The 12228-nt window shown below is 51.1% G+C and carries 9 protein-coding genes; 8 read left to right on the forward strand and 1 reads right to left on the reverse strand.

Annotated elements, in window-relative coordinates:
• Positions 1–225: 225 nt before the first annotated feature.
• On the forward strand, positions 226–3063 hold the full coding sequence (locus tag KQJ23_RS02300; RefSeq protein WP_346779329.1) for a glycoside hydrolase family 2 TIM barrel-domain containing protein: 2838 nt from the start codon (positions 226–228) through the stop codon (positions 3061–3063).
• 570 nt (positions 3064–3633) lie between these two features.
• Here the strand turns inward: KQJ23_RS02300 and KQJ23_RS02305 are convergent.
• Positions 3634–4224, reverse strand: coding sequence for a GbsR/MarR family transcriptional regulator (locus KQJ23_RS02305; RefSeq protein WP_216477072.1), 591 nt, complete (start codon positions 4222–4224; stop codon positions 3634–3636).
• Positions 4225–4401: 177 nt separating this feature from the next.
• Between KQJ23_RS02305 and KQJ23_RS02310 the strand changes: the two genes are divergently transcribed.
• From KQJ23_RS02310 to KQJ23_RS02340, 7 genes are all read left to right on the forward strand, one after another.
• Entirely contained in the window at positions 4402–5283 is an 882-nt protein-coding gene (locus KQJ23_RS02310; protein WP_216477073.1) for a carbohydrate ABC transporter permease, read from the forward strand.
• A gap of 24 nt (positions 5284–5307) precedes the next feature.
• The gene (locus KQJ23_RS02315) at positions 5308–6150 is read left to right on the forward strand and encodes a carbohydrate ABC transporter permease (RefSeq protein WP_216477074.1); all 843 of its coding nucleotides are present in this window, start codon (positions 5308–5310) and stop codon (positions 6148–6150) included.
• A 43-nt stretch (positions 6151–6193) separates the two neighbouring features.
• The gene (locus KQJ23_RS02320; RefSeq protein WP_216477075.1) at positions 6194–7549 is read left to right on the forward strand and encodes an ABC transporter substrate-binding protein; all 1356 of its coding nucleotides are present in this window, start codon (positions 6194–6196) and stop codon (positions 7547–7549) included.
• Positions 7524–8336 carry an HAD family hydrolase gene (locus KQJ23_RS02325; protein ID WP_346779330.1) on the forward strand — a complete coding sequence of 271 codons (813 nt, stop codon included), beginning with the start codon at positions 7524–7526 and terminating at the stop codon, positions 8334–8336. Before KQJ23_RS02320 ends, KQJ23_RS02325 begins: the two co-directional genes overlap by 26 nt.
• A gap of 25 nt (positions 8337–8361) precedes the next feature.
• Entirely contained in the window at positions 8362–8685 is a 324-nt protein-coding gene (locus KQJ23_RS02330) for a DMT family transporter (protein ID WP_216477076.1), read from the forward strand.
• Positions 8686–8729: 44 nt separating this feature from the next.
• Positions 8730–9578 (forward strand): metallophosphoesterase family protein, encoded by an 849-nt coding sequence (locus KQJ23_RS02335; RefSeq protein ID WP_216477077.1) that lies wholly within the window; start codon positions 8730–8732, stop codon positions 9576–9578.
• A 271-nt stretch (positions 9579–9849) separates the two neighbouring features.
• Positions 9850–12210, forward strand: a complete 2361-nt coding sequence (locus tag KQJ23_RS02340) for a glycoside hydrolase family 16 protein (RefSeq protein ID WP_216477078.1) — start codon at positions 9850–9852, stop codon at positions 12208–12210.
• Positions 12211–12228 lie beyond the last annotated feature (18 nt).

The following is a 12228-nucleotide window of genomic DNA, read 5'->3' on the forward strand; positions in this document are numbered from 1 at the left end:
CTGATTAAAACACAAATGACCCACAAGAGGGTCACTTTTTTCAAAGTGTCCTTCTTATGGGTCACAGTTCAGGATTCAGCGACGGGCTGTTTTTTGTTCCATGCTGTCCTGCGCGAAAGGGTTAGCAATTATGGACAGAAGGGATTATTCACCGTAAGGATATAGTAGTGAACGCGCGTTTATGATACGATAAAGCCACTAACGAATAACGAGAGGATGAGATCTGTGCTGGAAAAGATCAATTTAGCCGGAGAATGGAGACTGGAGCTCGATAAAGAGAAAAAGCAACAGCTGCCGCAGTCCCCTTTTCAAGATACGATCAACCTGCCGAACACCACTTCACATGCCGGAAAGGGACAGAAGAATACCGAGGTGCTGATTGGCAGTCTGACTGATGAATACGCTTTCGAGGGCTACGCCTGGTTTGAACGTGAAGTCGAGATTCCTGCGGCGCTCAGCGGCAAGAGCTGCTTCTTATTCCTGGAGCGGACCCGTGTGACCAAGGTCTGGGTAGACGGACAAGAGATGGGAAGTCAGAACAGCCTGAATACGCCGCATCTATATGATCTGTCGAAGGCTTTGAACCCGGGCAAGCATTTACTGACCATTCGCGTGGACAATACCGATTACCCGACAAAAGGCGGTCATCTGACCTCTCCGGATACGCAGACCAACTGGAACGGGATTACGGGCCGGATGGAGCTGCAGTTTTTAGGCGAGGCCTTTCTGGATCAGGTCCAAGTGTATCCAAGCCTTGCGGATCGTTCCTTCACCCTTACTTCGCAGGTTGTGGGGAACTTTGCGGATGCGGTTCTGTCCGTCACGGCGGAGAGCTATAACGGAGAACAGTCCCATTCGGCTGCCCAGCAGGATTACGTTATTACCTCCAGCCAACTGTCCATAACCTATGAGCTTGGAGAAGATGTTTTGCTGTGGAGTGAGGACAACCCTTATCTGTACAAGCTAACTCTTCGTATGAGGAATCCAAACGGCGATCTTCTGGATGAGCAAGAGCTGTCCACCGGACTGCGTGAATTCAAGGCGGATGGAGACAAGTTCTCGATTAATGGAAGGAAGACATTTTTACGGGGCAAGCATGACGGGCTTATTTTCCCGCTGACCGGGTATGCTCCGACAGATGTGGAGGAATGGGTGCGGATTTTGGGCATATCGAAGTCCTATGGGATCAACCACTATCGGTTCCACACCTGCTGCCCGCCTGAGGCTGCATTTATTGCCGCGGATCTGCTGGGGATTTATATGGAGCCTGAGCTGCCGTTCTGGGGAACGATTACGGATGAAAGTCATGAACAGCATAATCAGGAGGAGCAGGATTACTTGATCCGTGAAGGCTTCGCGATGCTGCAAGCATTCGGCAATCATCCGTCCTTTGTGATGATGTCGCTGGGGAACGAGCTGTGGGGCAGCCAGGAACGCTTGGACTCGATTTTAAAGGACTACAAGGCATTCGATGATCGCCACTTGTATACGCAGGGATCGAATAACTTTCAGTTTGTGCCGGTAATTCTGGAGCAGGAGGACTTCTTCTGTGGAGTGCGCTTCTCCAGAGACAGGCTGTTCCGCGGGTCTTATGCGATGTGCGATGCCCCGTTGGGTCATGTGCAGACGAACCGTCCGGGCACGATGATGGATTATAATGAGCGAATTGTGCCAACAACAGATGGAGCTGCGAGTGCGGCGTCTGCGTCTGGAGACGGTACGATTCAAATCCAGTACGGCACCGAAGCCCGGACCGTGAAGGCCGATGCAGCCGGTGAGGGCGAGCTTATTCCGCATATTCCGGTGGTCTCGCATGAAATCGGACAATATGCGGTCTATCCGAATTTTGAGGAGATTGAAAAGTATACCGGGCCTCTGAAGGCGAAGAATTTTGAGGTGTTTCGGGAACGGCTGGAAGCGAAGGGAATGGGGCATTTAGCTCGGAAGTTCTTTGAGTCCTCCGGACAGCTGTCGGTAGCTTGTTACAAGGAAGAGCTTGAGGCGGCGCTCCGTTCTTCAAGGATGGCTGGCTTCCAAATTCTCGATCTGCAGGATTTTCCGGGGCAGGGAACGGCGCTTGTCGGGGTGCTTGACGCATTTATGGATTCCAAGGGACTGGTTACTCCTGAGGAGTGGCGCACCTTCTGCTCGGATGCCGTGCTGCTCGCCCGGTTCGAGAAATATAATTACGAGGCGGGAGAGTCCTTCCGGGCACGGATCCAGCTTAGCTATTATCGGGCTGAGTCATTAGCTGGACGCAAACTGGTCTGGGAAATGAGTACTGGTCAACAAAAGCGTTTGGCTGGCGGGGAAATGGAAATGCCGGCGACAACGGAAGAGAATCTGGTTGAAATCGGCAATATCCAGCTGGTGATGCCTGATGTAGCAGCAATGACGAAGGTGGTACTGTCGCTTTCCATTCCGGGCACGGATATTTGGAAGAAGTACGAACTCTGGATTTATCCGAACCAGGTGAGCGTGGATCTGACGAATGCAGCGGGAGTGCATCTGTTCGAAGAGCTCTCGGAGGAAATGATCCGCTTGCTTGAGAAAGGCGAAAACGTCCTGCTGCTCCCAAGACCTGATGCATTATCCGGAACGATTGAAGGGCTCTATAGCACAGATTTCTGGTGTTACCCGATGTTCCGCTCCATTTCGGAGAGCATGAATAGACCGGTGCCTGTGGGCACAATGGGACTGCTCATTCAAAACGAGCACCCGGCTCTGAAGCACTTCCCGAGTGAGGAGCATTCCACGTATTCGTGGTGGAGCACAGTTACCTACTCCCATTCGATTATTCTGGACCGGCTTCCACAGGAGCTTACGCCGATCGTCCAGACCATCGACAACTTTGAGCGCAATCACAAGCTGGGTCTGCTCTCGGAGTTCAGCGTCCTAAACGGCCGGGTGCTGATGGGAGCGCTGGATTACGGCAAAATGCTGGAGACACCGGAAGGCAGACAGCTGCTTCATAGCCTCACGCAATATATGAATACGGAGGCGTTCAATCCTGCCGTAGAGCTCAGCCTGCAAGAGCTGCAAGGCTTGTTCAAGCAGAACTGAGGCGCGCAGCGGCCCGGCGAAAGTGTCTGTCTGACCTAATAATACAATGGGGTGTCCCCAAAGAAAGCTTTGGATCATCCTCAGCAATAAAATAGGGGAGTATTATTAAAAGCCAAGGGGCTAAGCGGTCTATCTTCGCTTAACTCCTTGGCTTTAGTTGGCCGTCTCGCATGTAGTCTCTTCCATTCGCATAAAGGCAGTGTCATGATCCGTTTTGCTGTAGCTGTTTCTCTTCCCTAATATCGCTGTCGAATATTTTAACTCCTAACGGACATTCTAGACTCTTAGCAGACTTGTTCTCATAATTCGAAGGGTTAACGGACACTTCGGGCGCTTAGGAAGCTCAAACGACTCTGGTTCACTCCATTCTACTCTCTTAGCAGCCAAAATGTCCGTTAGACCAAGTACTTCCTTCCCTTAGATCAAATGTATCGCATTGCTTATATTGGTAAACAGAGTTGATCCTTGTTATATCGAATGTTCAAAGAAACCAAAAACCTTCAAGAGTACAAGTTCGTATCCAACCCTCAATCCAATTGCCAAGCTAATTCAAGACTACCGGGAAGTACCCTACTTCGGATCATCCTCCCCCAATGTCCCTTCCGAAACCCTCTCGCTCACCTCAAAAAAATCATGTTCCTGCATCCGGTGGACGAATTGCTGGAGCCATTCATAGTAGCTGGCCGCATGCTTCAGCTTATGTAGATCCTCCAGACATAGCCGCCGCTCTTCTTCCGCCGTATCCTTATCCAGAATCGTCTCCGACAGCATCGGGATGGCGACATCCAGCGCACCGCACATGACATCAATCTCCCGCTGCAGCTTGGTGGCGAAGAATGCCTGGAAGGCTTTGAAGAAGTCAACCTCGGCGACAAACAGGTCCTTCCGGGCATCCTTCTCCTCCAGCTTGGTGACCATCCGGGAGCCGATCAGGGAACGGACGGCGTAGCTCATGTTGCTCTTGCTCATATTCATTTTTTGCTGCATTTCCTCCAGCGTCATCGGCCGATCCTCAAAGAACATAATCCCGTACAGCTGTCCGTAGGAATAGTTCACGCCGTATAAATCCATGGTCTGCGCAATCGCATCGATCACCCGCGCCCGCATTTCCTCGCGAAAATTAAGGGGATCATTCATTTTACCCGAAGTTGGATGCTTCATCCTTTTACACCTGCCTTGAAAATTTTACACAGATTTAATCGAGGTTTCACGCAGAGATAACCCTTTATATCAAACTTGAACGTACAATAAAAATTGAACGAAGAGCAAAAAAAGCATTTATTTAAGTCGATTATATCAAACATTCAATTATTATTGAATGGAATATAAGGAGGATTTATGAAGCGTCTGAAATGGGGGGAAGATCTGCGGGCTCTGCTATTTACGCTCCCTGCAATGCTCCCGTTGTCATTATTCTGGTTCTATCCGCTGGGCTACATTATTTATCTCAGCTTTGTGGAGTGGGACTTTATGAGCCCGAACAAGCTGTTTGTTGGACTGAGCAACTATCGCGCTCTTTTGGATAATCCGGCATTCTATCAATCTCTTCGGGTGTCGCTTCTGTTCTGTCTCGGGAGTGTCGTCCCTGTGATTGTCATCGGATTGGCATTCGCCTTATTGCTGAACCGGAACATGAAGGGTGGAGCGATTTACCGCCTGCTCATGTTCTCGCCATGGGTCACGCCCACTGTAGCGGTGTCCATTGTCTGGTCCTGGATTTACGAGCCGGAGGTAGGGATGGCTAACACGCTGCTGAGAGCCTTCGGTCTGGAAGGAGTTCGATGGCTGGAGGATCCGGCATGGGCACTTGTCGCTGTCCTAATTGTGACGGTCTGGAAGTCGGCCGGCTGGGGGATGGTCTTCTATCTAGTGGCTTTGCGGAACGTGCCCTCCGAGCTGCTGGAGGCTGCCGAGCTGGACGGCGCCGGCTCCTGGCGTAAGTTCTTGAATGTCACGCTGCCGTTGATATCACCGACGACGTTCTTCCTGGTCATTGTTCAGGTGATCTCGGCTCTGCAGGCTTACGACCAGATCAATGTTCTGACGCAAGGAGGCCCTGCAGGCTCTACACGAACCTTACTGTACCTCTATTATCAAGCGGCATTTGACTCGTTTCAGATCGGGGAGGCTTCCGCCGTAGCTATTACCCTGGTGATCTCTTGTATGGCGCTATCGCTGCTCTCCTTCGGGGTTGGGCGCAAGACGGTCCATTATCATTGAAGCTTTTAGACAGGAGGATAAGTGATGCGAAGGATGAATGGTCTAGCGGCGGCATGCCGTCATGTGCTGCTCGCGGCGGCAGCGTTAACGATGGCGTTTCCCTTCTACTGGATGGTGACTAACGCACTGAAAAGTAATGATGAGATTTGGAGGACACCACCGACTTTATGGGCTCAGAGCCCCAATTGGGGACAGTTTGCAGAGGCCTGGATGGCAGCTCCGTTTGGACGCTACATGTTCAACAGTATTTTCGTAGCCGGAGTCATTGTAATACTCCAATGTATTAATTCCGGCATGATGGCCTATGCCCTTACCCATATGAAGTTCCGCTTGAAGGGGGCATTCACGGGCTTGATTCTGCTTGGATACATGGTGCCCAGTACGGCCGTCTATTTGCCGGGATACATCGTGTTAAGCCGGTTAGGGCTGCTCGATTCCTATGCGGGACTAATCATATCCAATTGTGTCAGCGTGTTTTCGATATTCCTTGTCAGGCAGGCGTTTCTGCAGGTGTCCCATGAGATGGTGGAGGCCGGACAGATCGATGGAGCGTCCCACTTCCGGATTTTGTGGACGATTTTGCTGCCGCTGACGCGATCCTCATTCGCGGTATTAGGGTTGATCACCTTCATTGATCACTACAATAACTACTTCTGGCCGATGTTGATCACGAAGAGCCAGCACTTGCAGCTAGTCTCTGCCGGGCTGCGCAGTTTCTTTGTGGAGGGAGGGGCTTATGGATTGAAATGGCCGCTGATCATGGCTGCCAGTGCGTTTACGATTGCACCGCTGCTGATTTTATTCGGACTGACACAGAAGACCATCATGAGAAGCTTCAATATGTATGCAGGGGCAAGCAAAGGATAGGAAGCTGAAGTACACCAATATAAAGATGATGGAGGGAAATTCAATGCCTAAAGTTAAAAAGAGATTTATTGCCATACTGATGACTTGCATATTCCTGCTACTGAATGGCTGTGGCGGTGGGAATACCGCTGGAGTGAATACATCCGATACGGCTGCGGCTGCAGGGGATGGGGGCTCGAAGAACAATGCGCAGTCAACAGAGCCTGTGACGATTGAATTCTGGTACGGCCTGGGCGGGAAGCTCGGGGAGAACATGCAGGCGTTGATCGATAAGTTCAATAGCTCTCAAAGTGAGGTTATCGTGAAGCCGATTGTGCAAGCCGATTACAGTGAGACGGAGAAGAAGCTTCAGGCGGCTATTGCGGCAGGTACGGTGCCGGGTGCTGTACTGTCCTCCAATGTGGACTGGGCGCGCAAGGGATATTACGCATCGCTGGATGAACTGATTGCGGCCACCCCGGATTTTAACCCGGAGGATGTGGTACAGACCTTTCTGGAGCAAGGGCAGGTAGATGGCAAGCAATACTTCCTCCCGATGTACGGCACGACACAAGTCATGTATTATCGCAAGGATGCGCTTGAACAGCATGGTCTCAAGGCAGAGGATCTGAACACCTGGGAAGCACTGGCCGCTGCAGCGGAGAAAATGACGGTCAAGGAAGGCGATAAGACGGTATTCTATGGTTGGGAGCCGATGTGGGGCGCCGGCAACATGATAGATGCGGTCTATGGGAAAGGCGGCAAGATCCTGAGCGAAGACGGCAAGACGGTGCTGATCGATTCGCCGGAATGGGTGGAAACCTGGGATCTGTTCCGCAAATGGATTCATGAAGACAAGATTATGCGTATCCATTCCGGCGGTCAGGGCTGGGAGTATTGGTACAAGACGATTGATGATGTCATGAAGGGACAAGCGGCAGGATACACGGGCTCCAGTGGAGATCAGGGAGATCTGGACTTCGGCATCGTCGGTGCGATGGAGCAGCCTGGCTGGGAGGGCTTTGGCGACGGCAAGCCGGTCGCCGAAGCGATTATGGCAGGGATTCCGGCAGCGGCAAGTCCAGAGCAACAGCAGGCTGCGATGAAATGGTATGCCTTCTTTATGAGTGCGGAGAACACAGCCTTCTGGTCGATGAATACCGGATATATCGCAGTGCGTCAGTCCGCGTTGGAGAATCCGGAGTTTATCGCATTCAGCGAGCAGAATCCGCAGGCTTCAATTCCGCTAAAGCAGGCCACCCACGGCTCCAAGCCGTTCCAGGATCCTACCGGCGGGAAGATCAGTGATGCGTTGAAGATCGCTGCAGATAAGATTCAGATCAGTAATGCATCGGCTGCGGAAGCATTGAAAGAAGCAAAGGAGACGGCCCAACGTGAACTCGATCGCATCCAGAAGTAGTCTATCCTCATTGCCTGTCGCGAAACTGTGTGTACAGGACAAATCCTATGATGTGCAGGCAATCTTGTTCGACAAGGACGGCACCTTGCTGGACTTTACTTACACCTGGGGAAGCTGGGGCGAGCATCTGCTCGCTTCCTTCTCCAACGAATTAGCAAATAAGGGCCTCCCATTGCTAAGGCCGGAGCTGCTGAGCACTTGGGGGATGATTTACAACGAGAATGGCGAGATCTCCGGCTATGACCGTAACAGCCCGATATCTATGGGAACCATCAGCGATCTAATGAGTCTGCTTGCCCAAGAGGGCTATCAGGCCGGGTTGTCTTGGGCCGAGGGCAAGGTGCTGGCAGAGAAGTGCCGTCAATCGGCGGATGAGCAATTGGAAATCACCCGTACGGCGCGCCTGTTGCCTGACGCCCGAGCCTTTCTGGAGCAATGCCGTCTCTGCGGAATCCGCCTGGGCATTGTTACCTCTGACGAGACCGATGCAGCTCTTAAACATCTGGAGTGGCTGGGGATTCGCTCTTATTTTGATGTATGTGTGGGTGCCGATCTTGTAGACCGGGGCAAGCCTTATCCGGATATGGTAGAGCTGGCCTGCCTGCAATTGGGGGTGAAGACTGAGGGAACCGCCGTAATCGGAGATACCAATGGGGATATGCAAATGGCCCGGGAGGCAGGGGCAGCAACGGCTATAGGAATAGACGCAGGAGGCATTATCGGTAAGGAGGGCTATCCGGCGGCAGATGCGGTCATTGTCGATTATCTTGAACTGCAGGTTAGTTAACGAATCCGCATGGAAGGTGAAATAGATGGGATGGTTACTCCTGGTACTCGCGATCATGCTGGAGCTGTCCGGCACGGTGTCAATGAAGCTGTCGGATAGCTTTTCCCGCCTGGGTCCGTCAATTTTAATGTTTGTATTTTACGCGGCAAGCTTTACGTGTCTGAATTATACTTTAGGATATATGAAGGTGAGTACCGTATACGCGATCTGGTCCGGCGTCGGCATTGTTCTGATCTCGTTGGTAGGCGGATTGATCTTTCAGGAGAAGTTGACCCTGGCCTCCATGCTGTGGATCGGTATTATTGTGATTGGTGTGGTCGGTCTGAATATGAGCGGCAAGGAAGGGTGAGCGGAATGCATCAAGAGAATTGGACAAATCAGGAGGAGCAAGGAATGGAGCTGCAGAAGCCTTTGCTTTCCTTTCAAGTGATTACAGATACGCATATAAGAGCGGATGCCTCGCATGTCTATAACCTGAATTTGACGCGAGCCTTGGAGGATATTGCTGCGAATGGCCGAGGAAGTGCCGGCATTATGCATATCGGCGATATTACGGATCATGGCTTTCCTGAGGAATATGCGGAGTGGAAGCGAATCTGGAAGTCTGCTTCGGGTGCGTTGCCGCCGCTGTATCTGACCATGGGGAACCACGATGTCGGCTTTGGCGAATGGGAAGAGGAGCTGGGACGCTATTTTAAGGAGACCGGGACAGCATCGGCCTATCATGACCATTGGATCGATGGCTATCATTTTATTTTCATGGGCACCGAGGAAGGCATGGAGATTTTCTGCTCGTTATCAGATGAACAGCTGAAATGGCTGGATGCCAAGCTGCAGGAAGATGCTTCTCCTGATCGCCCTGTCTTTCTATTCCTACATCAGCCATTGAAGGATACAGTTGCCGGTTCGTTAGAGGAGCAGAGATGGTATGGTGTAGTCCAGGATACGGAGCTGAAGGCAATATTAGCACGTCATCCGCAGGCCATCCTGTTCACCGGTCATACCCATTGGGAGCTGGAGGCGCCACGCAGCTATTTTGATGGAGAGAAGCGGCTTCCAGCCATGTTCAATGCGGCTTCTATTGCCTACCTGTGGACTGATGAGGATGAGGCAAAAGCGGGAAGTCAGGGTTATTATGTAGATGTCTATCCGGACCATGTGCAGGTGCGAGGAAGAGACTTCACAAGCGGAAAATGGATTGACGCAGCTCAGTTCAAGGTTTCGTATCCGAAGGAATCATAGGTATAAATAATATTTTTGAGAGTGGAAGGCTGCCCTTGCCGGGCAGTCTTTTGTCATATTTCAGCTTAATCTTCTGCAAAACCCAAAAAAATGGGCTGTCATAAAAAACATTGTCCCTTTATCTGCATCTGGGGGTTGGTTAAAATGAAGGTGACTACAATTTAGGAATAAACTGGAGCAATAGAGAAAAAGAGGAGGTGAAATTTGTAAGCGTTATCAAAAATGGTTATGTTGAGGCATTTCATTTGAAATGAACTAAGGGAGGGTAATTATGAGACGTTATCAACAAAGGATGCTGAGTTTGATTCTGGCAATTGTCATGGCAGCCGGGATAGGGCTGCTGCCGGGTATGAAAGCACAAGCAGCAGACGCAGGGACTATTACGTCAATGGCTTATTTCTCGGCGGCGGATGGTCCTGTGATCTCCAAATCAGGTGTTGGACAAGCCAGCTATGGATTTGTCATGCCGGTATTTAACGGCGGAGCGGCAACCTGGAACCAGGTGTCCGGCGATTTGGGCGTGAAGGTGAAGGTTGCGGGCAACTGGGTGGATATCGATAGTGTTGCGGGCTATGTGTATAACCAAAACTGGGGACACTGGAGCGACGGCGGTGTCAACGGCTTCTGGTTTACCCTTTCCGCTACGACCGAGATTCAGTTGTATTCCAAAGCAAATGGAGTAACGCTTGATTATACACTGGTGTTCCAGAACATTAATACAACGACGATCACCTCCATGACACCGACCCAAGGGCCTGGAATTACCGCAGGCTTCACCGGCGGTGCAGGGTTCACTTATCCGATCTTTAATAATGATCCTGCCATCACTTACGAGGCTGTAGCTGATGATTTGAAGGTGTATGTGAAGCCGGTCAACAGCAGCACATGGATAGATATCGATAATAATGCCGCCAGCGGCTGGATTTATGACAGTAATTTTGGTCAATTCACCGAAGGCGGAGGGGGTTACTGGTTTACGGTAACGGAATCGATTAATGTCAAGCTGGAGTCCAAGACATCTTCTGCAAATCTCATTTACACAATTACGTTCAACGAGCCGGTCAGAAATTCTTATACGCTTACTCCTTATGAAGGAACCACCTTCACGGCCAACGAAAGCGGATCAATCGGATTCCCGCTGCCCAAAATCGACGGCAGTGCGCCGATTGGCTCCGAGCTGGGGAGATTCGTCTATGAAATTAATATCAATGGCCAGTGGGTGGAGCTGAGCAATTCTGCTCTAAGCGGATTCATCTACTCAGGCAACGGCTATAATAACATGTCTGATGCCAACCAGTGGGGATATTGGGCGGATTATGTATACGGACTGTGGTTCCAACCGATTCAGGTGGATATGCAAATTCGGATCGGTTACCCTCAAAATGGACAAGCCGGAGGAAGTGTTGGCAATAACTTTGTCTACTATACGTTCATTGGCAATCCAAACGCGCCTCGTCCGGATGTGACGGATCAAGAGGACATTGAAATTGGTACGCCAAGCAATCCGGCTATTGATGGCATGACGCTCGTCTGGCAGGATGAGTTCAATGGAACTCAGCTTGATACCGGCAAATGGAGCTATGAAACCGGTTATTATATCAGTGATGATCCGAATAGCTGGGGCTGGGGCAATGCGGAGCTGGAGCATTACACGAACAGCGAGCAGAACGTATTTGTCCAGAACGGTGTATTAAATATCCGCGCACTTAATGAGCCGAAGTCTTTCCCGCAGGACCCGAACCGGTATGCACAGTACTCTTCGGGTAAAATCAACACGAAGGATCACTTTACCTTCCAATACGGCCGGGTAGATTTCCGGGCCAAGCTGCCTACGGGCAACGGTATTTGGCCGGCATTGTGGATGCTTCCGGAAGATTCGGTGTACGGTGCATGGGCGGCTTCCGGTGAGATCGACGTCATGGAAGCGAAGGGCAGACTGCCGGGAACGACTAGCGGAGCTGTTCACTTTGGCGGACAATGGCCGGTGAACCGTTATCTGGCGGGAGAATACTATTTCCCTGAAGGACAGACGTTTGCGAATGATTACCATGTATACACGCTGATTTGGGAAGAGGATAATTTCAAATGGTACGTGGATGGCAAGTTCTTCTTCAAGGTGACTCGGGATCAATGGTATTCGGTAGCGGCTCCGAATAATCCGAATGCGCCGTTTGATCAGCCGTTCTACATCATCATGAATCTGGCGGTCGGAGGACACTTTGACGGCGGACTGGCGCCAAGTCCATCGGATATTCCGGCTACTATGCAGGTGGATTATGTTCGCGTATATAATGCGGGCAGCACGGGAGGCGGCGGAGAAAATCCCGGTCCCGGTCAAGGCTCGGTAATTATCGGCGATGCGGTGCGCGGGCTGAAGAAGACGGGTGACGACTTACTATTCTATGTAAATGGGGCGACCTTCGCTGATTTGCATTACAAGATCAACAACGGTGGCCAAATGAATGTGGCCATGACTTCAGATGGTAACGGGAATTATACGTATCCGGTCAACAACCTGCAATCCGGGGATACGGTGGAATATTTCTTCACCTATAATCCAGGTCAAGGGGCGTTGGATACGCCATGGCAGACCTATATTCATGGGGTTACCCAAGGGGTTGCAGCGGAATAAAGGGCTCAGGGTGGCATT

This window comes from Paenibacillus brevis, from assembly GCF_018919145.1.
Classification (GTDB): domain Bacteria; phylum Bacillota; class Bacilli; order Paenibacillales; family Paenibacillaceae; genus Fontibacillus; species Fontibacillus brevis.

Coding starts and splice junctions, on each gene's coding strand:
- KQJ23_RS02330 (WP_216477076.1), top strand. CDS start 8,362: ATGGGATGGTTACTCCTGGTACTCGCGATCATGCTGGAGCTGTCCGGC.
- KQJ23_RS02340 (WP_216477078.1), top strand. CDS start 9,850: ATGAGACGTTATCAACAAAGGATGCTGAGTTTGATTCTGGCAATTGTC.
- KQJ23_RS02315 (WP_216477074.1), top strand. CDS start 5,308: ATGCGAAGGATGAATGGTCTAGCGGCGGCATGCCGTCATGTGCTGCTC.
- KQJ23_RS02335 (WP_216477077.1), top strand. CDS start 8,730: ATGGAGCTGCAGAAGCCTTTGCTTTCCTTTCAAGTGATTACAGATACG.
- KQJ23_RS02310 (WP_216477073.1), top strand. CDS start 4,402: ATGAAGCGTCTGAAATGGGGGGAAGATCTGCGGGCTCTGCTATTTACG.
- KQJ23_RS02305 (WP_216477072.1), bottom strand. CDS start 4,224: ATGAAGCATCCAACTTCGGGTAAAATGAATGATCCCCTTAATTTTCGC.
- KQJ23_RS02320 (WP_216477075.1), top strand. CDS start 6,194: ATGCCTAAAGTTAAAAAGAGATTTATTGCCATACTGATGACTTGCATA.